This is a genomic window from Ramlibacter sp. P4_H7 (assembly GCF_056400765.1).
In genome coordinates, this window is sequence record NZ_JBFUKP010000002.1 from 154,937 (window position 1) to 178,662 (window position 23,726).

The following is a 23,726-nucleotide window of genomic DNA, read 5'->3' on the forward strand; positions in this document are numbered from 1 at the left end:
GCCTGAAGGACGAGCTTTCAGCACGGAAGAAAGGGTCACCATGCGCCATCGCGCCCGTACGGCCGTCGCCGCCACACTCCTCCTTGCCAGCGCCGCGGGCTTCGCGGCCGACCCGCAGACGCTACCCTGGAGCACGATCCCGGTGAAGAAGGTCACGCTGTTCTATCCCGGGGAGTCCACCTATGAATGGCTGCTCAGCCCGGCCCATGAGAAGGCGAACACCCGCGTCGCTCAAGGTCGCGCCTGCACCAGCTGCCACGAAGAGGAAGAAACCAAGGATCTCGGCGACAAGCTGGTGAAAGGCGGGCGGCTGGAGCCGACGCCGATCGCCGGCAAGAGGGGCACCGTCGACCTTCAGATCCAGGCCGCGCACGATGCGGAATACCTCTACCTGCGCGCCCAGTGGAAAACGCAGATGAACCGCGAGGGCCGCATGCACGACTACGTGCGCTTCGATGGCCAGAACTGGAAGTGGTACGGGCACGACCGCAATGACAAGAAAGTGCGTGCGGGCACCGAGCCGCCGCTGTACGAAGACCGCTTCTCCATCATGCTGGACGATGGCAAGGTGGCACGCTTTGCCGAGCAGGGGTGCTGGCTCACCTGCCACGACGGCATGCGGGACACCCGCAACCAGGCGGTGGGCGAGGTGGTCAAGCGCCACCCGCTGCTGGGGGATTCCGGCCTGAAATCATCGGACGTGCGCAAGTACCTGCCCTCGACCCGCACCGGGCCGGAGGCCACCTGGGACCAGACGCGCTCCGCCGAGGAAATCGCCCGGCTCAAGGCCGACGGCGCCTTCCTCGACCTGATGCAATGGCGGGTGGCACGCTCCGCCCCGGTGGGCATGGCCGACGACGGTTACGTCCTGGAGTACCGCAACTTCGACGCCGGCAAGAACCCGTTCTCCGGGAACATCGACGAGAAGACGATGACCCCGAAGTTCATGTTCGACCCGGCCAAGGTCGGTGTCCGGGCGCTACAGGCGCGCGACATCGGCGATGCGAGCAAGCCGGCCGCTCTGGTGCGCGAAGCGAACGCCATCGCGTACGACCCGAATGCAGGCTGGAAAGAGGGCGACATCCTGCCCGGACGGCTCCTGAGCCGGGTGGACGCGACGGGCTCCGCGGCCGACAACGACGCGGTATTCGGCAGTTGGAAAGATGGTACGTATACGGTGGTCTGGCGGCGCAAGCTGAACACCGGCCATGCCGACGACAAGCTGCTCAAGGTGGGCGGCCGCTACACGATCGGTATCGCGGTGCATGACGACAACGTCACCACCCGCTTCCACCACGTGTCCTTCCCGCTGTCGCTGGGCATCGGCGTCGATGCCGACGTCCGCGCCACCACGCTGAGGTAGCGCCGCGCTCAGGCCTTGTACAGGTTCAGCTGCAGCCGCTCGCGCTCGATCGCCCTGGCGACGCCGGGCAGCTGGGCCACTTTCTGCACGTGGGCCCACAGCGCCGCAAAGCCGGTCGGATCGATCTGCGCGAAACCGCCCCAGCGCAGCAGCGTGAGCGCGTAGGCATCCAGCGGGCCGAAGCGCTCGCCGCCCAGGAAGGCCTGCCCGTCATCGGCCGCCTTCTTAGCCATCGCTTCGAGCTCGCCCAGCAGCACGGCATAGGCCTTCGCATTGAAGGCCTTGAGTTCCGCCTGCGCCTCGGGCGTGCCGGCGAACTTGAAGGGCATGAACACGTGCGTGAAGGTCGGGTGCACCGTGTTGTTCATCCACGCCAGCGTTTCCAGCACCCGGGTGCGCGCCAGGGTGTCGCGCGGCAGGAAGCCCTGTTCCGGGAACCTGGCGTCGAGGTGGTTCACGATGGCCACGATCTGCGTGATCGTCTGCCCGCCATCCACCAGCACCGGCACCTGCCCGCGCGGGTTGACGGCGCGGTAGGCCGGCTCGTTCTGCTCGCCCTTGTGCAGCTTCACCATCACGGGTTCGAACTCGGCGCCGGCCGTTTCGAGCAGCGTGTGCGGGACGAAGGAGCAGGCACCTGGGGAGAAATAGAGCTTCATGGACATCGGGGTCTCCTGGGTTCAGCGGCACGGCCGCAAGGTCTTGCTGGCCAGCACCGTCTTCAGCTGGTCCACGCGCGGACGCAGGCCGTCATCCACGGCGGGCAGGACCAGGCGCTGCCCCCGCTGCTCGGCCCGCTCCTGGACCACCCGGGCGGTGCGCACGCCCCGGTCGGTCAGCGTATTGAGCTGGGTCGTGGCCGCGGCCTGGCTGCTGAAGCTGCCCAGCGAGAGGCCCGGCTCGAGTTCCGGGTTGGCCAGAGCCTCGAAGGAGATGCCACGCTGGCGAAGTTCCGCGCGCTTGCGAGCCACCTGCTCCACGTCGGCGTACTTGCCCATGTAGATGATCCACCGCGCCGGTTCGGTCACCGAGTCCAGGCTCCAGGCGCTCGCCGGCCAGGACTCCAGCGCCCGGCGCAGCGGCTCGATCTGGCCGGAGTCCAGCGTGGGCGTCTGCAGGCATTCGGGTGCGCGCGGCCCTTCGGAGGCCAGCACTTCCACGCGCCGCAGTTCGTCGCCGGGCAGCACGCGGACCACGTCCGGACGCACCTGCTGCTGCACCCGCTGCGGTTCCGACTGCTGCGCCGGACCGAAGCCCCAGGCCAGCAGGAGGCCCTGGGACCAGGCGAAGAACAGGCCATTGGCCAACAGCAACAGCAGGACGATGAGGCGCAGCATCACGGGTGTGTTCAGCCTGCGGCGGGACGCACGCTCACCTCGGAGCTGCTGACCGACTGCAGGCCGGCCGCAGTATGCACCAGCAGCGCGCCGGCCTCGTCCACGCCCTGCGCGGTGCCGCTGGTGCCGTCACTGAGCACCACGGCCCGGCCACGCAGCGCGTCCCGCGCATGGAAACGCTCCCGGAAGGGGCTGAACCCGGTGCGGGCGAATGCCAGCACATCACGCACCAGAGGCAGGGCCAGCCGCCCCAGGACGTCCCCGGCCTCCAGCTCGGGCAGCAACTCGCGCACGGCCGCCGGTGGTGTCGCCAGGCCCGTACCGTCGCGCGGCACGATGTTGATGCCGATGCCGATCACGGCGTGGCGCACGCCCGAGCCGCCCTCGCCCTGACTGGCGGTCTCGATCAGGATGCCGCCGAGCTTGCGGTCCTGCAGCCAAAGGTCGTTCGGCCATTTCAGCCGCACGGCGGGATCCAGGCTGTCGGCGACGCTGGTGCCGACCGCAAGCGACAGCCCGGACCAGTCGGCGGGCGCCAGCGGCAGGCCCAGCGAGAAGGTCAAGGACTCGCCGGCCGCGCTGTGCCATCCGCGCCCCATCCGGCCCCGCCCCGCGGTCTGCTGCTCCGCGACCAGCAACACCGGCTCGGTGCGGCCCGCGCGGGCGCGGCGCATCAGCTCCGAATTGGTCGAGTCGAGCTCCCTCAGCACTTCGACCGTGAAGCCGGGCAGCAAGGGCGCCACGGCATCCCAGATCGCTTCCGCCGGCCACTGCATGCCGATCGTCCGGCTCAGCGGCCCCGCTTGGGCGCCAACAGCGTGCCGCGGCAGTTCTTGCTGCCGCACCAGCAGGGATACTCGGCCTTCAGCTTCTTCGTGTACCGCTCATCGATGATCAGGCCGTAGTCGTAGTTCAGTTCCTCGCCGGCCTTGATGTTGCGCAGGCTCTTGATGAACACCCGCCCTTCTTCCTCGTCCGCCTCGCAGTTCGGGTTGCAGCTGTGGTTGATCCAGCGGGCGGCATTGCCGCCATGGGCGGCGTCGATGACCCTGCCGTCATCGATGTGGAAGTAGAAGGTATGGTTCGGGTCTTCGGGATTCCACGGGTGGCGGCGCTGGGCCTCCTTCCACGTGATGATCTCGCCCAGGTATTCGATGAGCGTTTCGCCTTCAGGAATGTCCTGCAGCGCGAACACCCCCTTGCCGTGGACGCCCGACTTGCGGACCTGGATTCTGCGCTGGGTTCTGGGTGCTGCGGCACGGGGCTTCGCGGCGGTCTTGGCGGGCATGGAAAGAATTCGTGTTAATTTGGATTCGTACACGTGCGCGCATGCGCGTGCGCGTACGCGCGCGAGAAAAGCGCGATTGTAAGAACACCCAAGGAGGGGGGCCGCAAGGCGCCCGCTGATTCCGTGAGCAAAACATTGGTCATTGCCGAAAAGCCGTCCGTGGCCCAGGACATCGTCCGGGCCCTGACGCCCGTGGCCGGCAAGTTCGACAAGCACGACGAGCACTTCGAAAACGACACGTACGTCGTCACGAGTGCGGTCGGCCACCTGGTGGAGATCCACGCACCGGAGCAGTTCGACGTCAAGCGCGGCAAGTGGAGCTTCGCCCACCTGCCCGTGATCCCGCCTTACTTCGACCTGAAGCCGGTGGACAAGACGAAGTCGCGCCTGAACGCCGTGGTCAAGCTGGCCAAGCGCAAGGATGTCACCCAGCTGGTGAACGCCTGCGACGCGGGCCGGGAGGGCGAGCTGATCTTCCGGCTGATCGAACAGTACGCCTTCGGAGCGGACGGGACGGCCGCCGGCAAGAAACCGGCCGCGCTGAAGCCGGTGCGGCGGCTGTGGCTGCAGTCGATGACGCCGCAGGCCATCCGCGAAGGCTTCGACAAGCTGCGCAGCGACAAGCAGATGGAAGGCCTGGCGCACGCCGCGCGTTCGCGTTCCGAGGCCGACTGGCTGGTGGGCATCAACGGCACGCGGGCCATGACGGCCTTCAACTCGCGCGACGGCGGCTTCTTCCTGACCACCGTGGGTCGCGTGCAGACGCCCACGCTGGCCATCGTGGTCGAGCGCGAGGAGCAGATCCGCAAGTTCATCAGCCGCGACTACTGGGAGGTCCACGCCAGCTTTCTGGCCGAGGCCGGCGAATACCCCGGCAAGTGGTTCGATCCCAAGTGGAAGAAGGATCCCGAGGACGCCGAGAAGCGGGCCGACCGCGTCTGGAGCCAGCAGGAGGCGCAGGCCATCGCCGACGCCGTGCGCGGCAAGGCGGCGAGCGTCACCGAGGAGTCCAAGCCGACGACCCAGGCCGCGCCGGGGCTGTTCGACCTGACTTCATTGCAGCGGGAGGCCAACGGCCGCTTCGGCTACTCCGCCAAGACCACGCTGTCGCTGGCGCAGTCGCTGTACGAACGGCACAAGGCACTGACCTATCCGCGGACCGACTCGCGCCACCTGCCGCAGGACTACGTGAAGGTGGTGCACGACACCATGGGCATGCTGGCCGACAGCGGCATGGGCCACCTGGCCCCCTTCGCCAAGCAGGCGATCCAGGAAGGCTACGTCAAGCCGATCAAGCGCGTGTTCGACGACAGCAAGGTGTCGGACCACTTCGCGATCATCCCGACGCTGCAGGCCCCCAGCGGCCTGTCGGACGCCGAGCAGAAGCTGTACGACCTGGTGGTGCGCCGCTTCCTGGCGGTGTTCTTCCCCAGCGCCGAGTACATGGTGACCACGCGCGTGTCGCAGGCGGTGGGCCATCACTTCAAGACCGAAGGCAAGGTGCTGGTGAAGCCGGGCTGGCTGGCCATCTACGGCAAGGAAGCCGCCGACCAGGACCCGGACGCCAAGGAAGGCGACAAGGGCCAGAACCTGGTGCCGGTGAAGGCCGGCGAGATGGTGCGCACCGAGTCGGTGGAGGCCAGGGGCCTGAAGACGCGGCCCCCGGCCCGCTACAGCGAAGCCACGCTGCTGGGCGCCATGGAGGGCGCCGGCAAGTTCGTGGAGGACGACGAACTGCGCGAGGCCATGGCCGAAAAAGGCCTGGGCACGCCGGCCACGCGCGCCGCCATCATCGAAGGCCTGATCAACGAGAAGTACATGCTGCGCGAGGGCCGCGAGCTGATCCCGACCGCCAAGGCCTTCCAGCTGATGACGCTGCTGCGCGGCCTGGGTGTCGAGGAACTGAGCAAGCCCGAGTTGACCGGCGAGTGGGAATACAAGCTGGCGCAGATGGAGCACGGCAAGCTGTCGCGCGAGAAGTTCATGCACGAGATCGCCGACATGACCAAGCGCATCGTCATGAAGGCCAAGGAGTACGACCGCGACACGGTGCCCGGCGACTACGCGACGCTGCAGACGCCCTGCCCCAACTGCGGGGGCGTGGTGCAGGAGAGCTACCGGCGCTACAACTGCGTGGGCGCCAAGGGCAAGGAGCCCTGCGGCTTCTCGTTCACCAAGATCCCCGCGGGACGCGCCTTCGAACTCGACGAGGTGGAGCAGTTCCTGCGCGACAAGCGCATCGGCCCGCTGCAGGGCTTCCGCTCCAAGGCGGGCTGGCCGTTCACCGCCGAACTGGCTCTGGTCTTCAGCGAGGAAGACAAGAACTGGAAGCTCGAATTCGACTTCGGCGAAGACAAGAACCCGGCGGAGACCGGAGAGATCATCGACCTGTCCGCGCAGGAGCCGCTGGGTCCCTGCCCCAAGTGCGGCCACCAGGTGTTCGAGTGGGGCAGCAACTACGTGTGCGAGCGCTCGGTGCCCACCGAAAAGCATCCGACGCCCACCTGCGACTTCCGCAGCGGCAAGATCATCCTGCAGCAGCCGGTGGAGCGCGAGCAGATGGCCAAGCTGCTGGCCACGGGCAAGACCGACCTGCTGGACAAGTTCGTCTCCATGCGCACGCGGCGGCCCTTCAAGGCCTACCTGGCCTGGGATGCCGAAGCCAACAAGGTGAACTTCCAGTTCGAGCCGCGTGTCTCCAAGTTCCCGCCGCGCAAGACGGCGGGCGGAGCGGCCGCCAAGGAACCGGGGACGCCCTACAAGGCCACGGCCAAGGCGGCGAAGGCGGTGGCGGGCAAGAAGGCGGCGCCAGCGAAGAAGACCGCGGCTCCTGCGAAGAAGGCGCCGGCCAAGAAGGCCGCGGCGCCCCGCAAGACCGGCCCCGGGCTCAAGCCGAGTGCCGAACTCGCGGCCGTGATCGGCAGCGAACCGGTGGCACGCACCGAAGTGATCAAGAAGCTGTGGGACTACATCAAGGCCAAGGGCCTGCAGGACCAGAAGAACAAGCGCGCGATCAACGCCGACGACAAGCTGCGGCCGGTGTTCGGCAAGCCGCAGGTGACGATGTTCGAGCTCGCCGGCATCGTCGGCAAGCACTTGTCGGCGGAGTAGCGCTCAGGCGGGCGGACGGCTGGGCGACGGCATCCGCACCGCCAGCACCGCCCAGTCGATCAGGCGCTGCACCGCTTCCGGCGGTTCCATCACCTGGGTCACGGCCACGGTCGAACGGCCGACGTTGCCGGGCGGGAGCTTGCCGAACAGGTGCCCGAGCGGCAACAGTGCGATGCGCAGCAACTGCCCGGCGACTTCGCGCGAGTCCCGGCTTTCCCGCGCCAGCCCCAGCATGCGGCGGTGGCTGTCGAAGTGCAGCCGCGCCTGGTGCTGCCCGACCACGTGGGCGGCCATGAGCCAGCTCCAGCGTTCTTCCAGGGTGCCCGCATGGACGGGCGTCGCGGCGAATGCGCGAACGAGGCGTTCGTAGACGAGGGGGCGTTCGGCCGTGGCGAGGGAGTCCATTGGCACCAGATGTAACAGTTCGCTACGGACCCTGTCGGGAAGACCGGGTCCGTCCTCCGTTCGGGTGAGCGGATTGTCGTCGGTCCGAGACGAGACAGGGGCGTCCTCGCCGATGCATGATTCGCCTCCGCGCAATCGAACCCCTACGACTGGAGGATCCATGACCCGCATGTTGCTCACCGCCGCAGTCCTCGCGCTCGCCGCCAGCGGCAGCCAGGCCGCCGGCTTCAAGCTGGAAAGCCCGGACATCAAGCCCAACGGGACGATGGACAAGAGGTTCGAGGCCAACGTCTTCGGCTGCGGCGGCGAGAACAAGTCGCCCGCGCTCCGCTGGAGCGGCGCGCCCAAGGACACCAAGAGCTTCGCCGTGACCGTGTACGACCCCGACGCGCCCACGGGCTCGGGCTGGTGGCACTGGTCGGTGATCAACATCCCCGCCGGCACCACGGAGCTGAAACCGGACGCGGGCAACGTGAGCAACGCCAACCTGCCGGCGGGCGCGCGGCAGGTGCGCATCGACTATGGGGTCGCGGCCTGGGGCGGCGCATGCCCGCCGCAGGGCGACAAGCCGCATCGCTACGTGTTCACGGTGTACGCGCTGAAGACGGACAAGCTGGACATCCCGCCGGACGCCACGGCCGCGCTCGCCGGCTTCATGGTCAACGCCAACTCCCTCGCGAAGGCGAGCTTCACGGCCAGGTACGGCCGTCCGAAGGCGAAGTGAGGACCGGCGCGCTGCTGCCCGACGCGCAGGCGCTGCGGCTGCGCAGCGTGCTCGCGGCGGCGGCGGCGATCCTGGCCATCCTGTGGCTCAAGCTGCTGTCCGCCCTGTTCGCGGGCCTGGCCGGCTATGTGCTCTACCGGCGTGTGCGCAACTTCACGGGACCGGCGCACGGCTCCTGGGCCAAGCGGGCCGTGCGCTGGCTGATCGTGTTCGCCTGGATCGCCGCCATGGCCCTCGCGCTGCTCGCTGCCGTCGAACTGCTCTTCAAGTCCGGCGGACTGGCCCGGCTGATGGGGCTGGTCGCGGACACGCTGGACCAGCTGCGCGCGACCGCGCCGGGCTGGGTGGTCGACCGCCTGCCGGAATCCGCGGACTCCGTGCAGCACGCCGTGAGCCGCTGGCTGCGCGAGCACGCGGGGGAGATGCAGCGCTGGGGCGCGGAAGCCCTGAAGATCCTGGTGCACATCCTCATCGGCCTGGCCATTGGCCTGATGGCGGCGTCCTCCAGGCCCGACGTGCAGGCGCCCGCGCGGCGGCCCCTCATCGCGCTGGCCCAGGCCCGCATGCTGCAGCTGGCCAACGCCTTCGGCGACGTGTTCTCCGCGCAGCTGCGCATCTCGCTCATCAACGCAGCGCTCACCGCCGTGTACCTGCTGGTGATCCTGCCGGCCTTCGGCTACCGCGTGCCGCTGGGGCCGACGCTGGTGGGCTTCACCTTCTTCGCCAGCCTGGTGCCCATCATCGGCAACCTGCTGTCCAACGCGGCCATCACCATCGCCGCGCTGACCGTCTCGGTCTGGCTGGGCATCGCGTCGCTCGGCTTCCTCGTGGTCATCCACAAGCTGGAGTACTTCCTGAACGCGCGCATCGTCGGCGGCCGCACCAACGTGCCGACCTACGCGATGCTGGCTGCCATGCTGGTGCTGGAGGCCGCTTTCGGCCTGGGCGGGCTCGTCGCCGCGCCGGTCTATGCCGCGTGGCTCACCCGCGAGCTGCGCGAGGGCGGCTGGATCTGAGGGCCCAGGGCGGCCAGCAGCTCGCCGCTGCTCGCCGTCCAGCCGACGATGGCGCCCTGCGCGCGCATCATCTCCACCGCCGCCGCCTTGAAGCGGGGAAAGTAGCTTTCGGTGCAGTCCTCCAGCAGCAGGCAGTCGTAGCCGCGGTCGTTGGCTTCCCGCATGCTGGTCTGCACGCAGACCTCGGTGGTGACGCCCATGAACAGCAGGTGCGTGATGCCCGCGCGCTGCAGCAGGTCGTGCAGCGGCGTGGCATGGAAGGCGCCCTTGCCGGGCTTGTCGATCTCGATTTCACCCGGCGCCGGCGCCAGCGCCGGGATGATCTGGTTGCCCGGCTCGCCCGCCACCAGGATGCGCCCCATCGGCCCCGCATCGCCGATGCGCAGCGTCGGGTTCCCGCGGTTGCGCTTGGCAGGCGGACAGTCGGACAGGTCGGCGGCGTGGGCCTCGCGCGTGTGCACCACCAGGCCGCCCAGCGCCCGCCAGGCGTCGAGCACCGACCGGCAGGCCGGCACGATCGCTTCCAGCAGGCGCACGTCGTTGCCCAGCGACTCGCCGAAGCCCCCGGGCTCGATGAAGTCGCGCTGCATGTCGATGATCACCAGCGCCGTGTGCGCCGGCACGAAGCGGAAGGCGAAGGGCTGCGCCGCGACTTCGACGGCGGTCTCGGGCGCGCTCATGCCATCTCGCTCACGTGCGCGGCCACCACGCGCCAGCCCTCGGGCATGCGCACCCAGGCCTGCGTCTGGCGGCCGGTGCGCGGGTTGCCTTCGCGCCGGAACTCGATGTCCGCGGTGGCGAAGTCGCGCCCGAACGTCGTGATGGCCGTGCGCGTCACTTCGCGTTGCAGGCCTTTGCCGGGGCGCGCGGCTCGAAAGGCGGCGATGGCCTGCGCGCCATAGAGGGTCTCGGTGATGCCGAAGCGGCGCGTGTGCGGACTGTTCCAGAACAGGAGGTCGAGTTCCGGCACGTCGTTGCCCACGAGCGCCCGTTCGTACCGCAGCAGCTGTTCGCGCACCTCGGCGACGACCTCGGGAAGGTTCACGTCCATCATCCAGCCTTCATGAAGGGACCCAGGCGGGCCAGCCCCACATCCTGCAGCAATTGCGCGGCGCGCAGGCAGAGGTCTTCGCGCCAGGGCGCGGCAATGATCTGCACGCCCAGGGGCAGCCCGCCCGTGCCTTCGGGCCACAGGGGCGCCGCCACCACCGGGCAGCCGGCGAACGAGATGGGTTGCGTGAGCAGGCCGAGCGCCGGGCGGCAAGGGTGCTTGACGCCGCCGATGTCGATCCACTCGGTGCCGATCAGCGGGGCGGGGATGGGCGTCGCCGGCGCCAGCAGCACGTCCCATTCCTCGAACAGGGCGTTGACGCGGTCGCGGTACACGCTGCGAAAGCGCTGCGCCTTCAGGTACCAGTGCGCGGGCTGCAGGGCGCCTGCGATGAAACGGTCCACCGACAGCGGCTCGAAATCCTGCGCGCGGATGCGCAGGTCGGACAGGTGCAGGCTGCCGCCCTCGCTGGCGCTGACGATGAAGGCGGCGGCGCGGGCCAGCGCGGGATCGGGCCAGGCCACTTCGTCGTGCGCATCGAGCGCCCGCGCGGCCGCGTCGACGGCGGCGCGGGCAGCGGGCGTGGCATTGGTGCGGAAGTAGCCGCCCAGCACGCCGATGCGCAGGCCGCCGATGCCGCGCCCCAGGGCCGGCATCACGGGGTGCACGGCGCGCGCGTGACAACCGGGATCTTCGGCATCGGGGAACTGCAGCGCGTCGTAGCCCAGCGCGAGCATCTCCACGCAGTCGGCGAAGGGACCGAGGTGATCGATGCTGTCCACGAAGGGATGGCTGCCGCGGCGCGACAGCCGGCCGAAGGTGGGCTTCAGGCCCCACACGCCGCACAGCGACGCGGGCACGCGGATCGAGCCGTTGGTGTCCGAGCCCAGGGCCAGCGGCACCTGTCCCGCCGCGACGGCCGCGCCGCTGCCGCCCGAGGAACCGCCGGCGCTGCGCGCCAGGTCGTGCGGGTTGTGCGTCGGTCCGTAGTGCGTGTTCTCCGTGGTGAAACCGTAGGCGTACTCGTCCATGTTCAGGCCGCCCAGCAGCACCGCCCCCGCGGACTTCATGCGCGCCACCAGCACCGCGTCCGCGCGCGCCACCGGCCGGCCGCGGTTGACCTTGGACCCCGCAAGCGTCGTGAGCCCCTCGATGTCGAACAGGTTCTTCGCCGCGTAGGGCAGTCCCGCCAGCGGGGGCAGCACCTCGCCGCCCAGACGCTGCGCATCGACCGCGTCGGCCTCGGCGCGGGCACGCGTGAAGGTGCGATCTGTGAAAGCGTTCACCGCGCCGTCGGTAGCCGTGATGCGCGCGATGGCCTGCTCGCAGGCCTCGCGCGCGCTGCAGCCCCCACTGGCGATGTCCTTCAGGAGCGCGGCGCTGTTCACGGCCGCAACTCCTGCGGAAAGGGCGCGGGGCAGTAGATCTCGGCGATCTCGTCCGCCGGCGCCAGCGGCACGGTGTCCAGCATGCGCGCCATGGCCGCCGTGCGGGCCAGGTGCAGCGAGACGGCCAGCGCGCGCGCATCGTCCAGCGGAAGTTCCAGCAGCGCCGCCGTCGCCTTCACGTAGGCCAGGACTTCGTCTTCGCTCATCACCGGCGCACCTCGCGCTGGAAGATCTCCAGGCTGCGCTTCTTGGTGGCGACGAAGCCCGCTTCGGACAGCGTCTCCACCGTGCGCGGCCGCGGGTCGCCGTAGTCCAGGATCTCGGCGACCCGGGTCGGCCGTTTCGTCAGCAGCAGCACCTGGTCGGCCAGGTACACCGCCTCCTCGAGATCGTGCGACACCAGCAGCATCGTCGTGCCGGTCTGCATGAACACTTCCTGCAGCTTCTCGCGGATGAACAAGGTCATCTCGAAGTCCAGCGCGGAGAAGGGTTCGTCGAGGAACAGCACCTCCGGCTCGTTGGCCAGCGCGCGCATGATCGACGCCGTCTGCTGCTGGCCGCCGGACAGCTCGTACGGATAGCGGCGCAGGTCGAATTTGACGTCGAACGACGCCACCAGTTCCGCCATGCGCCGATCCACGTCCGCCTTGGAGCGGCCTTCCAGCCGCAGCGGATAGGCGATGTTGTCGATGGTGCGCATCCACGGGAACAGCGCCTCGCGGTAGTTCTGGAACACGTAGCCGATCTTGGTGTCCTTGAGCGACTTGCCGTCGAACAGGATCTCGCCCGCGTCCACCGGAATCAGCCCCGCGATCATGTTGATCAGCGTGGACTTGCCGCAGCCGTTGGGCCCGAACACCGAGACGATCCTGTGCTTCGGGATGTCGAGGTCGAAGTTCTCGTACAGCGGCCAGCCGGCGAAGTGCTTGGTCAGGCCGCGGATGGTGATCTCGGTGCCCGCCGGCCCCGGCTTGAACGCCGGCTTTGGCACGTCGGCATACGCCTCGACGGGCGCCTTCAGGACGGCGTTCATCGTCCGCTCCAGTGCACGATGCGGCGCTCGGCCAGCAGGAACAGCACGTTGAGCGCATAGCCCAGGGCGCCGGCGGCCAGGATGGCTGCGTACATGCTCTTGACGTTCAACACCTGCTGCGCGTCGATGATGCGGTGGCCCAGGCCGTTCTCCGAGCCGATGAACATCTCGGCGACGATCACGATCACCAGCGCCATGGACACGGCGGAGCGCAGGCCGACGAAGCTGGGCTGCAGGCTCTCCCACACCAGCACGTCGCGGAACACCTGCCACCGCGAAGCGCCCATCACGCGCGCCGCCATCACCCGCTGCTTGCGCGCGTTGATCACGCCGTAGGCGCTGTTGAACACCACGATCAGCAGCGCGCCGAAGGCGGCGATGGCCACCTTGTTGATGTCGGACACGCCGAAGATCAGCAGGAACAGCGGGATCAGCGCGGACGAGGGCGTGGAGCGGAAGAAGTCGATCAGGAACTCCACGCTGCGGTAGGCGCGCTCGGTGCTCCCCAGCAGGACCCCCAGCGGCACACCGACCACCGCCGCGATCGCGAAGGCCTGCAGCGTGCGCTTGACCGTCACCAGGAAGTCGAGCAGCAGCGGGCCGCCCAGCAGGCCGGTGACCAGCGTCTCGATGGTGGCGGCGGGCGGCGGCAGCAGGATCGGCTTGATGAAGCCGAAGCGCACCACGAAGTCCCACACGATGAACAGCAGCACCGGCCCGAGCAGGGGCAGCGCCCTGCCCCACTGGCTCCTGCGCGGACCCGCGGCGGGCGTGGAGGTGACGGGCGGCGACCAGGGAACGGCATCGGCGGGCGTGGCCATGCTCAACCCCGGTACAGCAGGTTCTCGACCACCACCTTCTTCTCGAAGATGCCCTTCTCGGTGAACAGGTCGTAGAACTTCTGGAAGTAGGCCACGTCGCTGGGCTTGAAGTCGCTGTACAGCATGTACGAAGCGAGCGGCACCTCGCCGGTGATCGCGCCTTCGATCGCGGTGTAGCCCTTGAGGAACTGGCGTGCCTCGGCCGGGTTCTTGCGCACCAGGTCGATGGCGCGCGCATAGGCGGCGATGTACTTCTTCGCCACCTCGGGGTACTTCTTCAGGAACTCGCTGGTCAGGCTCGCCGAGCCGCCGTGCCAGGGCGCCTGCGGATCGCCCAGGATGTAGTGCGCGACGACGCCGGCCTCCAGCACGCGCGTCGTGCCGTTCAGGCGGCCGACCGTGCCGGTGGGCTCCAGCGTGTAGACCGCATCGACCTGCCCGGCGGCGATGGCCGCGACGTGCTGGCCGATCGGCAGCTCGGTGACGGACATCGCGCCGGCGCCCGAACGCTCCAGCATGGTCTTGGCCAGCGTGACGTTCTGGATGCCCGGACCGCTGGCGACGCGCTTGCCCTTCAGGTCGGCCATCGACCTGGCCGGGCTGTCCTTGGGGACGATGAATTCCTCCAGCACGTACCTGGCGTTGCTGGGGTTGGTGCAGAAGATCTTGAACAGGCCGGGCTGCGCAATCTCGCCGATCGCCAGGTTGGCCGAGCCGGTGCCGTTGGCGCTGCCGTCGGAGCGACCCGCCAGCATCGCCTCCATCACCTGCTGCGCGCCGGCGAACTTGAGCGGCTCCACGTCCAGGCCGGCTTCCTTGAAGTAGCCCTTCTCCACCGCGGCGAAGAAAGGCAGGCCGGCGGCGACGGGCCAGTAACCGATGCGCAGTTTCGGCGTGCCCTGCGCACGCACGCGCTGGGCGCCGGCGAGGCCGAGCGCGGCAGCGGCCAGCCCCCCTTGCAGCAGTTGGCGGCGGGAGCCGGGAAGGGTGCGGGGCTTGGCGTGGGGCATCGGTGTCCTCTTGGTCGGTTCAGGCAGGCGCAGGGACGGCGGCGCGGGCCATGAAGGCCCGCCAGCCACCGAGGTGGGAGATCTCTTGCGCCCCGCCGGTGGCGAGCGCCTCGCAGGCGAAGCCCTGTACCTGGTCGCCGTCGGTGAGGGTGAGCGTGGCGATGCCCAGCGGCGGCGGAATCAGGGCGACGAAGGAACCGTAGTGTTCCACCGGCATCTCCCACACCTCGACCGCGATGCGGTAGCCCGAACCGGGCGCGACGCGCAGCAGTCCCGGCTTGGGCGGCGTGGTGCCAGGCAGTGCGAACAGCCGGTAGTCGGGTGCCGTCTCCGTGCTCGCGAGCAGCCGGGCCCCGCGCTCCACCAGCTGGCCGTTGAGCGGCATCCCGGAGAGATGGGCACCGACCACGGCGAGCTTCACCTTCGCGGCAGCCGGCTGCAGGCCCGGGATGGATTCGAGGGCGGGCAGGCGCTGGTCGGTGGCGCCGACGGGAAGCCCGGTCGCGTGGTGGTAGCGCTGGCCCAGCTCGGCCAGCTGCCAGTCGCTGCCGCAGGGACCGACCAGCGTCACGCCGAAGGGCAGGCCGTCCGGGCGCAGGCTGCTCGGCACGGACAGCGCCGCGTAGTCCAGCAGGTTGACGAAGTTCGTGTACGCGCCGAGGTTGCGGTTGAGTCCCACCGGGTCGGCCTGCAGCTGCGCGATCGTGTAGTGCGTGGGCGCCGTGGGCAGCAGCAGCACGTCGATGCGCTCCCACATGGCCGCGGCGACCTGGCCGAAGGCCCGCAGCCTGGCCTGCGCTTCGCACAGGTCGGCGGCGCTGAAGCCGCAGCCCGCGCCGATGATGCTGCGCACCGGTTCGATCACGTCCTGCTCGCGGCCATCGAAGAAGCTGCGGATCGCCGCATAGCGTTCCGCCACCATCGCGCTGTCGTACAGCAAGGCCGCCGACTGCGCGAGGGGCGCGTAGTCGACGGTGACCGGCGTGCCGCCCAGTGCGCGCAACTGCTCCGTGGCCTTGCGGAACTCGGCGCGCGCGAGCGCATCGCCGAAGAACTCCAGCCGGTCGGGCACGCCGAAGCGGAACTCCGTGGGGAAGGGACGCGTGGCCAGCGCGAGCCGGCGCGAATACGGGTCGTCCATGTCGGGCGCCATGGCCTGCGCCAGGACGCGCGCCGCCAGGCCGACGCTGCCGGCGAAGATCGACACGCAATCCACGCTCTGCGCCGCGGGCACCACGCCGCGCGCGCTGATCAGGCCGCGGGACGGCTTCAGGCCGACGATGTTGTTCAGGCCCGCCGGCACGCGGCCGGAGCCGGCCGTGTCGGTGCCCAGCGCGAAGTCGGCCTGGCCCGTCGCCACCACGTAGGCCGACCCCGAGCTCGAGCCGCCGCAGATGTAGGCCGGATCGAAGGCGTTGGGCACCGCGCCATAGGGCGAACGCGTGCCGTTGAGCCCGCAGGCGAACTGGTCGAGGTTGGTCTTGCCCAGCACGGACGCTCCGGCATCGCGCAGCCGCCGCACCACGGTGGCGTCCCGGCTGGGGCGGTAGGCGAAAGCGGGGCAGGCGGCCGTCGTGGGGACGCCCTCGACGTCGATGTTGTCCTTGACGGCGAAGCGCAGGCCGGCCAGTGCGCCCGAAGGAGCCCCCGCCAGCGGCGCGTCGAGGTGCGTGATCCACGCATTCCGGGCAAGGGAGGAGGGCATCGAGGTTCCTGTTGCAATGGACGTGCCAGTTCCGGCTCAATGGCCGACGTACGGCTGCGTCAGCGCGGCTGGTGCCACCTGCCGTCCCACCAGGCCACCGACGGCGAGCAGGGCCAGCACATAGGGCAGCATGATCAGCAGCGCACTGGGCACCTGCACGCCCATGCCGGGCAGCTGGAACTGCAGCGCGGTGGCCGCGCCGAACAGGCCGCAGGCCAGCAGCGTGCGCCCCAGCTTCCAGTTGCCGAAGATCACCGCCGCGATCGCGAGGTAGCCGGCGCCGCTGGTCATGCCTTCGGTGAAAGTGTGGATGTCGCCGATCGACAGGAAGCAGCCGGCCAGCGCCGACATGAAGCCGGTGAAGAGCACCGCGCCGTAGCGGATGCGCGTGACCGGCAGGCCGGAGTTGCTGGCCGCCTGCGGTGCGGTGCCGGCCGCGTGCACGGCGAGTCCCAGCGCGGTGGATCGCATCACCCAGGCGGCACCGATGATCAGCAGCACGGCGAGGTACAGCAGCCAGCTTTGCTGGAACACGTGTTCGCCGAGATAGGGGATGTCGGCGAGTCCGGGCGGCGCCCACTTTTCCAGGCCGGGGATCTCGGCGCGCGAGCGGCTGCCGAAGATGGCGCGGTAGCCCAGCGTGGTGGCGCCCAGCACCAGGATGTTGATGCCGATGCCGGTGACGATCTGGTTGGCGCGCAGCGTGATGCTCAAGAAGGCCTGCAGCCAGGCCACCGGCAGCACGCACAGCACGCCGAACGCGAGGCCCGCCAGCGGCGAGCCGGTGGCGAAGGAGCCGACCGCGCCGGCGAAGGCGCCGGTGAGCATCATTCCTTCGACGCTCATGTTCAGCACGCCCGCGCGTTCGCTCACCAGTTCGCCGGTGGCGGCAAGCAGCAGCGGCGCGGCCAGCCGCACGCTGGAGCCGACGAAGACGGCCGCAAGTTCCGGACTCATGATGCACGCCCCTTTTCCATGCGCTGGATCGCCAGGGCCGCGCCCGCCAGCGTCACGATGATCACGCCCTGGATCACCACCACCAGGGCCGTGGGCACCTGCGCCACCATTTCCATGTTGATCCCGCCGGAGCGCAGGAACCCGAACAGCAGCGAGCCGGCGACCACGCCCGTCACCGAGCCGCGCGCCAGCAGGCCGACCACCAGGCCGTCGAAGCCGTAGCCCGATGAGAACCCCGCCTTCAGCGTGTACTGCTCGCCTTGCAGCATGCAGGCGCCGGCGAGTCCGCCCAGCGCGCCGGCGGCGCACAGCACGCCGATGCTGAGTGCGTCGATCGGCATGCCGGCGCGGCGGGCGGCGCGCGGGTTCAGTCCGGCGGCGCGCAGCTTGAGGCCCAGCACGGTCCACCCGAGAACGATGGCGACCAGCACCGCCAGCACGATGCCGATCAGCAGGCCCGCATGCAGCGGCATCGACGGATCGCCACCCAACAGGGGCAGCCGGGTCGGGTCCGGGATCTCCAGCGATTCAGGCAGCGTGGCCGAGGTCGTCATCGGCCGGCGCAGCAGCTTCTCCGACTGCACGCTGCCGTACACCATCCACACGGCGATGAAGGACAGCAGCAGCGTGGCGATCACCTCGTTGGTCCCCGCCTTCACCTTCAGCACGCCGGCGATGCCGCCCCACAGCGCGCCAGCCAGGCAGGCGCCCAGCATGGGCACGAGGAAGGCGAGGCCCAGCGGCAAGCCCGCTACGGGCGGCCACAGCGCCAGTGCGGTCGCGGCCATGCCGCCCACGGCGATCTGGCCTTCGCCGCCGACGTTGGTCAGGCTGGCGCGTTCGGCGAGCACGAAGCCCAGGCCCACCAGCATCAGCACCAGCGCGCGGTTGACCGAGGCGGCGAGCGCATAGGGCGAGCCCCAGGCGCCGTCGGCGAAGGCGGCGATGGCGTCCTTCACGGGCACGCCCAGCAGCGCGACCAGGCCGGCGCCGAACACCAGCGCCGCCAGCACGGAGGCGACCGACACGGTGAGGGCCGGCCCGGGTCGCAGGGTGCGCCAGGAGAGAACGGCAGTGTTCATGCGACGGCCCCTTCGGTGCGCGCGGATTCGGACTGGCCGGCCATCCAGGCGCCGATGCGCGGCCGCTCGCTCGCCTCCGCCCGGCAGGTGCCCATGATCCGGCCCCGGTACAGCACGACGACGCGGTCGGCCACCGCCAGCAGTTCGTCGAGCTCGGAAGAGATCAGCAGCACGCCGACGCCACGCGAAGCGGCGACGCGGATGTGGTTGTAGATGGCCTCCACCGCGCCCACGTCTAGCCCGCGCGTGGGCTGCGAGGCGAGCAGGAAGCGCAAGGGATCGAGCGTGAGCTCGCGCGCGAGCACGGCCTTCTGCTGGTTGCCGCCGGACAGTCCGCCGAAGGCGACGTCGGGACTGGCCGCGCGCACGTCGAAGCGCTGCATCAACGCGCGCGCGGCGGCATTCAGTGCCGGGCGGTCGAGCAGCCCGAAGCGGCGAAAGCGCTGCAGGCGGTCCAGCATCAGGTTCTCGGCCACGCTCATGCCGGTGACGCAGGCCAGCGCATGCCGGTCTTCCGGAACGACGCCGCAGCCGGCCGCCGTGAGGGTGCGCGGAGTCCGTCCCGTCATCTCGTCGCCGCAGACGAAGAAGCGGCCCTGGGAAGGACGCAGCATGCCCGAGAGCACGGCGCCCAGTTCGCTCTGGCCGTTGCCCTCGACCCCGGCGACGGCGACGATCTCGCCGGGCGCCACCATCAGGGTGAAGTTGTCCAGGCGCAGCACGCCGTCCGCGTCGCGCACCGTCAGACCGTCGGCCTGCAGCGCCATCTCGCGCACCGGCTCGCCTTCCTGCACCAACGCGAATTCGGAGACCGTCGCGGCGGGCTCGGCCGGTGGCGCGGCCTGCAGGTCGCGCTGGATCATCGCCCGCACCAACGCGTCGATCTCGGTCGCGGGCGAGGACGAGCGCGCCACCACGCGGCCGCCGCGCAGCACGGTGGCGCGCTGCGCCACCTCGCGGATCTCGGCCAGCTTGTGCGTGACCAGCACGACGCCGCAGCCTTCCGCGGCGACGCGCTTGCAGACGGCGAGCAATGCTTCGATCTCCCGCGGCAGCAGCACCGCCGTCGGTTCGTCCAGCACCAGCAGACGCGGCTCGCGCACCAGGCACTTGACGATCTCGACGCGCTGGCGCTCGCCGACCGAGAGATCCTGGATGCGCGCCTGCGGGTCGAGCGCGAGGCCGTAGCGCTCCTGCATGGTCCGCAGCCGAGCCGACCCGGCCTTGCGATCGAGCACGCCTTTCGCCTGCCCGAGCAGCAGGTTGTCGACCACGCTCAGGTCGGGCACGAGGCTGAAGTGCTGGTGCACCATGGCGATGCCGTGCGCCAGCGCGTCGGCCGGCGAACGCGGCGTGTAGGGCCGGCCGTCCAGCGCCATCTCGCCGGCATCGGGCTGGTGCACGCCGAACACCAGGTTGCACAGCGTGGACTTGCCGGCGCCGTTCTCGCCCAGCAGGCAGTGGATCTCGCCGGGCAGGATCTCCAGCGATGCGTCCTGCAGCGCCTGCAAGCTGCCGAAGCGCTTGCCCAGGCCCGACAGCCGCAGCAGCGGCGCGGCCGGCGCGGGGGCCGGCGCAGTCGCACCCGCCGCGGTGTCGGTGCCGGCGCGCATGGCGATCAGCCTTCCAGCACCTTGATCTTGCCGGACAGGATGTCCTTCTTGATCTGTTCCAGCTTGGCCTTCTGATCGGGCGTGCCGCCGCAGATCACCATGTCGGAGGCCGCAGGGCCCATCGCGAGGCCGAAGGGCTTGTAGCCCGCCTTCCAGCTGCCGCCCACGGCTTCCTTGATCGCGTAGTGCACCTGGTAGCCCACGCCGGTGATGCTGTAGGCGGGATACAGGGCGTCGCTGCCGCACCGGTCGGTGTAGCTGCCCACGATCCTGGTGCCCTTTTCCTTGGCCGCCTGCTCCATGCCGCGCAGGCCCAGGTTGAGGATGTGGTAGTGGACATCCGCGCCCTGCGCGATCGCCGCCAGCGTCGCTTCCTTGGACTTCGCCACGTTGTCGAAGTCGCCGGTGTAGTTCTCGAAGTACTTGACCTTCGGGTTGACGAACTTGGCGCCGTTGCCGAACTCCTTGCCGGCGTTGACGATCGAGGGGATCTCCATGCCGCCCACGTAGCTCACCGCGCCGTTCTTGGACAGCATCGCGGCGGCGGCGCCGGCGACGAAGGCGATCTCCGCCTGCTTCACGTCGTAGCCCGCGACGTTGGGCATGTCCTCGGCCTTGTTGCCCCCCACGATGGAGAACCTGGTGTTGGGGAAGCGCTTGGCCACCTTGAGCACCGCGGCCTGCGTCTGGCCGCCCACGCCGATCACCAGCTTGTTCTTGGAGGCCAGGTTGGTCAGGGCCTGCTCCATGTCGGCGTAGTTGATGTTCTCGATCATCTGCACCTTGACCTTGTCGCCGTACTCCTTCTGCGCGGCGACCAGCCCGTCGTAGCCCGACTCCATCCAGCCCTTGTCCGACTTGGAGCCGGGAATCAGGATGCCCACGGCGAGCGGGTCCGCGGCCTGCACCTGCGGCGCTAGTGCGCCGGCGGCGAGCAGCGCGGCCGAGAGGCCGGCCAGGCTGAAGTTGCGGCGGGAGAGCAGGGAGATCTTCATGGCATGCCTTTCGCTTTCTGAGGGGGTGAAGTAATCAATCAATTACTTAGCCCATGCTTTGCAATATCGATGCCAGTGCAAAACCCCGCGTTTCCGCTGCCGCAGGCAGGCCGCGGCGCGCCAGGAAGGTGCGCGCGCACCACGATGGCAAGGCCCGACCCGCGGATGCCATGACCCAGGAGCCAACATGAAGCGCCACCCCTACCTGCCCGACGCCCGGCCCGACAACGCGCTGGGCCTGGGCCACCAGTACTACTGGGTGGCCGACGAGAAGGAAGTGGACATGTCGGTCGCGCCGCCGGCGCCGGTGCCGGTGCGCATCGCGGCCGCGCCGCAGAACGTGGTGCTGGACCTGCGCCGCACGGCCATCGTCATCATCGATTTGCAGAACGACTTCTGCACCCAGGGCGGCTGGGTCGACCACATCGGCGGCGACTTCGCCGCGGACCGCACGCCGATCGCACCGCTGCAGCTGCTGCTGCCCGAACTGCGTGCCCAGGGCGTGCCGGTCGTGTGGGTGAACTGGGGCAACCGCCCCGACCTCGCGAACATGCCGCCGAACCAGATCCACCTGTACAAGAACAGCGGCGCCGGCGTCGGCCTGGGCGATCCGCTGCCCGACGGCCGGGGCAACGTGCTGGAGAAGGATTCGTGGGCGGCGGCGATCGTCGACGAGCTCGCACCGAAGCCCGGCGACATCCTGGTGGACAAGCACCGCATCAGCGGCTTCTGGGACACGCCGCTGGACAGCATCCTGCGCAACCTGGGCATCAAGAGCATCCTGTTCGCCGGCTGCAACACCGACCAGTGCGTGCTGCACACCTTGACCGACGCCAACTTCCTCGGCTACGGCTGCGTGATGCTGGAGGACTGCTGCGCCACCAGCTCGCCGGACTTCTGCACCGAGGCGACCGTCTGGAACGTCAAGAAGTGCTTCGGCTTCGTGACCGGTTCGAAGCAGGTGCGCGAAGCGCTGGCACGGTGACGGACGCGGGCGCCGACTTCGGCGCGTGGGTGCCGGGTCCGCGCTGCCATCGGCCGGCCACGGGACGCGGCGTCCTCGATGGCGTGCGGCTGGCGGTGAAGGACCTGATCAACGTGCAAGGCGCCGTCACCGGCGGCGGCAATCCGGACTGGGCAGCGGACCACGCGCCGGCCTTCGAGGATGCCCCGGCCGTCGCCCTGCTGCGCGCGGCCGGCGCGCAGCTTGTCGGCAAGACGGTCACGGACGAGCTCGCGTTCAGCCTGGAAGGCCAGAACGCGCACCACGGAACGCCGCGCAACCCGCGCGCGCCGGCGCGCCTGCCCGGCGGCTCTTCCAGCGGGTCCGCGGTGGCGGTGGCCGCCGGGCTCGCCGATCTCGCGCTCGGCACCGACACGGGCGGCTCGGTGCGCGTGCCGGCGTCCTTCTGCGGCGTGTGGGGCATGCGGCCCACGCATGGCCGCGTTCCGCTGCAAGGCGTGCTGCCGTTCGCGCCCAGCTATGACACCGTGGGCTGGATGGCGAACAGCGGCGACCTGCTGGCGCGCGCGGGTGGCGTGCTGCTGAATGCAGCGCACGGTGATTCCGCGCGGCCGCTGCGCCTGCGCATCGCGGACGACGCGATCGAGCTCGCCGAGCCGGCGGTCCAGGACGCCCTGCGCAACGCAGCCGCCAGACACGGCATCGCGCAGGCCGTGCGCGCCTTTGCCGAACCCTGGCAGGAATGGCTGGATGCCTACGCCTTGCTGCAGGGGCTGGAAATCCAGGCCAGCCTGGGCGCCTGGATCCGCGAGCGCGCCCCGCGCTTCGGCCGCTCCATCGCGCCGCGCTTCCAGGGAGCGCTGGCACTGGACCCCGCCAGCGGTGCGGCGTGGCGTGCGTGGCGCCAGCGTGCCAGCGAGCGCCTGGTCGCAGCGCTGGGCGCCGACGCGGCCTGGCTGGTGCCGGCCGCGCCCACGGTGGCGCTGCCGCTGGATGCCGGCGGCGAGGAGCGCGGCCACTTCTACCAGCGGGCGCTCGCACTGGGCGCGCTGGCGGGACACGCCGGCCTGCCGCAGGTCGTGATGCCGCTCGCGCAGGCGCAGGGCCTGCCGGTGGGCGTGTCGCTGATCGCGGGTCGCGGCAACGACGAGCGCCTGCTGGCGCTCGCGCGGAACTGGGAGCGAGCAGGGAGGACCGGGTGAGCCTGGAAGGCAAGCTGCCGCGCGAGGTGGAGGACGAGGCTCCGCGCCGCGATCCCGCGCGCACGCGCACCAGGCTGCTGAAGGCGGCCATCGCCGAGTTTTCCGAGCAGGGCTTCCACGGCGCGCGCACGGACCGCATCGCCAAGCGCGCCAGCACCAACATCCGCATGCTGTACCACTACTTCGGCAGCAAGGACGACCTCTATGTCGCCGTGCTCGAGGTGGTGCTCGCCGAACTGCGGCACGACGAGCTGCGCATCGACCCGGAAACCGGGGATCCTCTGGAAGCACTGCTGCACGTGTTCGACTATGTCGACGCGCACTTCGGAAAGCACCCGGAACTGCGCAAGCTGCTCGCCTTCGAGAACCTGAACGAAGCGCGGCACCTTGCGCGCTCGCAGAGCATCTTCGCAACGTCCTCGCCGGTGATCGCGCTGCTGCGCCGCCTGCTGCAGCGTGGCGCGTCGGCCGGCAGCGTGCGGGCCGGCGTGGATGCGCTGCACCTCTATGTCGCCATGGTGAGCCTCGCGTACTACGGCCGCGCGCACGCATTCACCCTGTCGCAGATCTTCGGGCGCGACCTGCACCGGCCGGCCTGGCAGGCGTCGCACCTGAAGCTGACCCGCACCATGGTCGCCAGCTACCTGGCGCCGGCCTGACC

At 69.8% G+C, this 23,726-nt stretch carries 24 protein-coding genes; 7 read left to right on the plus strand and 17 right to left on the minus strand.

Annotated elements, in window-relative coordinates; all coding sequences use genetic code 11:
- Positions 1 to 40: 40 nt before the first annotated feature.
- Positions 41 to 1,363 carry an ethylbenzene dehydrogenase-related protein gene (locus tag AC1DSA_RS03930; RefSeq protein WP_477886267.1) on the plus strand — a complete coding sequence of 441 codons (1,323 nt, stop codon included), beginning with the start codon at positions 41 to 43 and terminating at the stop codon, positions 1,361 to 1,363.
- Between the two features lie 8 nt (positions 1,364 to 1,371).
- Here AC1DSA_RS03930 and AC1DSA_RS03935 read toward each other — a convergent pair whose 3' ends face one another.
- The 4 genes from AC1DSA_RS03935 to AC1DSA_RS03950 are packed head-to-tail and all read right to left on the minus strand — an operon-like array spanning position 1,372 to position 3,988.
- Positions 1,372 to 2,028, minus strand: coding sequence for a glutathione S-transferase family protein (locus AC1DSA_RS03935; RefSeq protein ID WP_477886269.1), 657 nt, complete (start codon positions 2,026 to 2,028; stop codon positions 1,372 to 1,374).
- Positions 2,029 to 2,043: 15 nt separating this feature from the next.
- The gene (locus AC1DSA_RS03940) at positions 2,044 to 2,700 is read right to left on the minus strand and encodes an SPOR domain-containing protein (RefSeq protein ID WP_477886270.1); all 657 of its coding nucleotides are present in this window, start codon (positions 2,698 to 2,700) and stop codon (positions 2,044 to 2,046) included.
- Between the two features lie 11 nt (positions 2,701 to 2,711).
- On the minus strand, positions 2,712 to 3,476 hold the full coding sequence (locus AC1DSA_RS03945) for a biotin--[acetyl-CoA-carboxylase] ligase (RefSeq protein WP_477886272.1): 765 nt from the start codon (positions 3,474 to 3,476) through the stop codon (positions 2,712 to 2,714).
- Positions 3,477 to 3,490: 14 nt separating this feature from the next.
- Positions 3,491 to 3,988 carry an SET domain-containing protein gene (locus tag AC1DSA_RS03950; protein ID WP_477886273.1) on the minus strand — a complete coding sequence of 166 codons (498 nt, stop codon included), beginning with the start codon at positions 3,986 to 3,988 and terminating at the stop codon, positions 3,491 to 3,493.
- Positions 3,989 to 4,111: 123 nt separating this feature from the next.
- Between AC1DSA_RS03950 and AC1DSA_RS03955 the strand changes: the two genes are divergently transcribed.
- Positions 4,112 to 7,099, plus strand: coding sequence for a DNA topoisomerase III (locus AC1DSA_RS03955; protein WP_477886275.1), 2,988 nt, complete (start codon positions 4,112 to 4,114; stop codon positions 7,097 to 7,099).
- Between the two features lie 3 nt (positions 7,100 to 7,102).
- Here AC1DSA_RS03955 and AC1DSA_RS03960 read toward each other — a convergent pair whose 3' ends face one another.
- Positions 7,103 to 7,504, minus strand: a complete 402-nt coding sequence (locus AC1DSA_RS03960; RefSeq protein ID WP_477886277.1) for a DUF3703 domain-containing protein — start codon at positions 7,502 to 7,504, stop codon at positions 7,103 to 7,105.
- A 169-nt stretch (positions 7,505 to 7,673) separates the two neighbouring features.
- On the opposite strand from AC1DSA_RS03960, the gene AC1DSA_RS03965 reads away from it, so the two are divergent.
- Positions 7,674 to 8,228 (plus strand): YbhB/YbcL family Raf kinase inhibitor-like protein, encoded by a 555-nt coding sequence (locus AC1DSA_RS03965; protein ID WP_477886747.1) that lies wholly within the window; start codon positions 7,674 to 7,676, stop codon positions 8,226 to 8,228.
- Positions 8,225 to 9,244 carry an AI-2E family transporter gene (locus AC1DSA_RS03970; RefSeq protein ID WP_477886279.1) on the plus strand — a complete coding sequence of 340 codons (1,020 nt, stop codon included), beginning with the start codon at positions 8,225 to 8,227 and terminating at the stop codon, positions 9,242 to 9,244. Before AC1DSA_RS03965 ends, AC1DSA_RS03970 begins: the two co-directional genes overlap by 4 nt.
- Here AC1DSA_RS03970 and AC1DSA_RS03975 read toward each other — a convergent pair.
- Genes AC1DSA_RS03975 through AC1DSA_RS04030 form a run of 12 tightly spaced genes read right to left on the minus strand, consistent with a single transcriptional unit; the run spans position 9,196 to position 20,899 of the window.
- A complete protein-coding gene (locus AC1DSA_RS03975) occupies positions 9,196 to 9,924 on the minus strand; it encodes a cysteine hydrolase family protein (protein WP_477886282.1) in 729 nt (242 codons plus the stop codon). The genes AC1DSA_RS03970 and AC1DSA_RS03975 overlap by 49 nt on opposite strands.
- Positions 9,921 to 10,295 carry an oxalurate catabolism protein HpxZ gene (hpxZ, locus tag AC1DSA_RS03980; RefSeq protein WP_477886285.1) on the minus strand — a complete coding sequence of 125 codons (375 nt, stop codon included), beginning with the start codon at positions 10,293 to 10,295 and terminating at the stop codon, positions 9,921 to 9,923. The genes AC1DSA_RS03975 and hpxZ overlap by 4 nt, the downstream gene beginning before the upstream one ends.
- The gene (locus AC1DSA_RS03985) at positions 10,295 to 11,683 is read right to left on the minus strand and encodes an AtzE family amidohydrolase (RefSeq protein WP_477886287.1); all 1,389 of its coding nucleotides are present in this window, start codon (positions 11,681 to 11,683) and stop codon (positions 10,295 to 10,297) included. Before AC1DSA_RS03985 ends, hpxZ begins: the two co-directional genes overlap by 1 nt.
- On the minus strand, positions 11,680 to 11,889 hold the full coding sequence (locus AC1DSA_RS03990) for a DUF4089 domain-containing protein (protein ID WP_477886289.1): 210 nt from the start codon (positions 11,887 to 11,889) through the stop codon (positions 11,680 to 11,682). The genes AC1DSA_RS03985 and AC1DSA_RS03990 overlap by 4 nt, the downstream gene beginning before the upstream one ends.
- Positions 11,889 to 12,716 carry an ABC transporter ATP-binding protein gene (locus tag AC1DSA_RS03995; protein WP_477886290.1) on the minus strand — a complete coding sequence of 276 codons (828 nt, stop codon included), beginning with the start codon at positions 12,714 to 12,716 and terminating at the stop codon, positions 11,889 to 11,891. The genes AC1DSA_RS03990 and AC1DSA_RS03995 overlap by 1 nt, the downstream gene beginning before the upstream one ends.
- On the minus strand, positions 12,713 to 13,537 hold the full coding sequence (locus tag AC1DSA_RS04000; RefSeq protein WP_477886294.1) for an ABC transporter permease: 825 nt from the start codon (positions 13,535 to 13,537) through the stop codon (positions 12,713 to 12,715). The genes AC1DSA_RS03995 and AC1DSA_RS04000 overlap by 4 nt, the downstream gene beginning before the upstream one ends.
- 2 nt (positions 13,538 to 13,539) lie before the next feature.
- On the minus strand, positions 13,540 to 14,547 hold the full coding sequence (locus AC1DSA_RS04005) for an ABC transporter substrate-binding protein (RefSeq protein ID WP_477886296.1): 1,008 nt from the start codon (positions 14,545 to 14,547) through the stop codon (positions 13,540 to 13,542).
- 19 nt (positions 14,548 to 14,566) lie between these two features.
- The gene (gene atzF / locus AC1DSA_RS04010) at positions 14,567 to 16,252 is read right to left on the minus strand and encodes an allophanate hydrolase (protein ID WP_477886298.1); all 1,686 of its coding nucleotides are present in this window, start codon (positions 16,250 to 16,252) and stop codon (positions 14,567 to 14,569) included.
- A gap of 36 nt (positions 16,253 to 16,288) precedes the next feature.
- Positions 16,289 to 17,209 (minus strand): ABC transporter permease, encoded by a 921-nt coding sequence (locus AC1DSA_RS04015; RefSeq protein WP_477886300.1) that lies wholly within the window; start codon positions 17,207 to 17,209, stop codon positions 16,289 to 16,291.
- A complete protein-coding gene (locus AC1DSA_RS04020; protein WP_477886302.1) occupies positions 17,206 to 18,291 on the minus strand; it encodes an ABC transporter permease in 1,086 nt (361 codons plus the stop codon). The genes AC1DSA_RS04015 and AC1DSA_RS04020 overlap by 4 nt, the downstream gene beginning before the upstream one ends.
- Positions 18,288 to 19,904, minus strand: coding sequence for an ABC transporter ATP-binding protein (locus tag AC1DSA_RS04025; protein ID WP_477886304.1), 1,617 nt, complete (start codon positions 19,902 to 19,904; stop codon positions 18,288 to 18,290). The genes AC1DSA_RS04020 and AC1DSA_RS04025 overlap by 4 nt, the downstream gene beginning before the upstream one ends.
- A 5-nt stretch (positions 19,905 to 19,909) precedes the next feature.
- Positions 19,910 to 20,899: a BMP family protein gene (locus AC1DSA_RS04030; protein ID WP_477886306.1), complete on the minus strand. Its 990-nt coding sequence runs from the start codon at positions 20,897 to 20,899 to the stop codon at positions 19,910 to 19,912.
- Positions 20,900 to 21,086: 187 nt separating this feature from the next.
- Between AC1DSA_RS04030 and AC1DSA_RS04035 the strand changes: the two genes are divergently transcribed.
- Genes AC1DSA_RS04035 through AC1DSA_RS04045 form a run of 3 tightly spaced genes read left to right on the plus strand, consistent with a single transcriptional unit; the run spans position 21,087 to position 23,724 of the window.
- Entirely contained in the window at positions 21,087 to 21,884 is a 798-nt protein-coding gene (locus AC1DSA_RS04035; RefSeq protein ID WP_477886307.1) for a cysteine hydrolase family protein, read from the plus strand.
- On the plus strand, positions 21,881 to 23,065 hold the full coding sequence (locus AC1DSA_RS04040) for an amidase (RefSeq protein WP_477886308.1): 1,185 nt from the start codon (positions 21,881 to 21,883) through the stop codon (positions 23,063 to 23,065). The genes AC1DSA_RS04035 and AC1DSA_RS04040 overlap by 4 nt, the downstream gene beginning before the upstream one ends.
- A complete protein-coding gene (locus tag AC1DSA_RS04045; RefSeq protein WP_477886310.1) occupies positions 23,062 to 23,724 on the plus strand; it encodes a TetR/AcrR family transcriptional regulator in 663 nt (220 codons plus the stop codon). The genes AC1DSA_RS04040 and AC1DSA_RS04045 overlap by 4 nt, the downstream gene beginning before the upstream one ends.
- Positions 23,725 to 23,726: the final 2 nt, after the last annotated feature.

What these genes read in the sequence shown, in the direction of transcription:
- AC1DSA_RS03930 (WP_477886267.1), top strand. Translation starts at nt 41, where the DNA reads ATGCGCCATCGCGCCCGTACGGCCGTCGCCGCCACACTCCTCCTTGCC.
- AC1DSA_RS03935 (WP_477886269.1), bottom strand. Translation starts at nt 2,028, where the DNA reads ATGTCCATGAAGCTCTATTTCTCCCCAGGTGCCTGCTCCTTCGTCCCG.
- AC1DSA_RS03940 (WP_477886270.1), bottom strand. Translation starts at nt 2,700, where the DNA reads ATGCTGCGCCTCATCGTCCTGCTGTTGCTGTTGGCCAATGGCCTGTTC.
- AC1DSA_RS03945 (WP_477886272.1), bottom strand. Translation starts at nt 3,476, where the DNA reads ATGCAGTGGCCGGCGGAAGCGATCTGGGATGCCGTGGCGCCCTTGCTG.
- AC1DSA_RS03950 (WP_477886273.1), bottom strand. Translation starts at nt 3,988, where the DNA reads ATGCCCGCCAAGACCGCCGCGAAGCCCCGTGCCGCAGCACCCAGAACC.
- AC1DSA_RS03960 (WP_477886277.1), bottom strand. Translation starts at nt 7,504, where the DNA reads ATGGACTCCCTCGCCACGGCCGAACGCCCCCTCGTCTACGAACGCCTC.
- AC1DSA_RS03965 (WP_477886747.1), top strand. Translation starts at nt 7,674, where the DNA reads ATGTTGCTCACCGCCGCAGTCCTCGCGCTCGCCGCCAGCGGCAGCCAG.
- AC1DSA_RS03975 (WP_477886282.1), bottom strand. Translation starts at nt 9,924, where the DNA reads ATGAGCGCGCCCGAGACCGCCGTCGAAGTCGCGGCGCAGCCCTTCGCC.
- hpxZ (WP_477886285.1), bottom strand. Translation starts at nt 10,295, where the DNA reads ATGGACGTGAACCTTCCCGAGGTCGTCGCCGAGGTGCGCGAACAGCTG.
- AC1DSA_RS03990 (WP_477886289.1), bottom strand. Translation starts at nt 11,889, where the DNA reads ATGAGCGAAGACGAAGTCCTGGCCTACGTGAAGGCGACGGCGGCGCTG.
- AC1DSA_RS03995 (WP_477886290.1), bottom strand. Translation starts at nt 12,716, where the DNA reads ATGAACGCCGTCCTGAAGGCGCCCGTCGAGGCGTATGCCGACGTGCCA.
- AC1DSA_RS04000 (WP_477886294.1), bottom strand. Translation starts at nt 13,537, where the DNA reads ATGGCCACGCCCGCCGATGCCGTTCCCTGGTCGCCGCCCGTCACCTCC.
- AC1DSA_RS04005 (WP_477886296.1), bottom strand. Translation starts at nt 14,547, where the DNA reads ATGCCCCACGCCAAGCCCCGCACCCTTCCCGGCTCCCGCCGCCAACTG.
- atzF (WP_477886298.1), bottom strand. Translation starts at nt 16,252, where the DNA reads ATGCCCTCCTCCCTTGCCCGGAATGCGTGGATCACGCACCTCGACGCG.
- AC1DSA_RS04015 (WP_477886300.1), bottom strand. Translation starts at nt 17,209, where the DNA reads ATGAGTCCGGAACTTGCGGCCGTCTTCGTCGGCTCCAGCGTGCGGCTG.
- AC1DSA_RS04020 (WP_477886302.1), bottom strand. Translation starts at nt 18,291, where the DNA reads ATGAACACTGCCGTTCTCTCCTGGCGCACCCTGCGACCCGGGCCGGCC.
- AC1DSA_RS04025 (WP_477886304.1), bottom strand. Translation starts at nt 19,904, where the DNA reads ATGCGCGCCGGCACCGACACCGCGGCGGGTGCGACTGCGCCGGCCCCC.
- AC1DSA_RS04030 (WP_477886306.1), bottom strand. Translation starts at nt 20,899, where the DNA reads ATGAAGATCTCCCTGCTCTCCCGCCGCAACTTCAGCCTGGCCGGCCTC.
- AC1DSA_RS04035 (WP_477886307.1), top strand. Translation starts at nt 21,087, where the DNA reads ATGAAGCGCCACCCCTACCTGCCCGACGCCCGGCCCGACAACGCGCTG.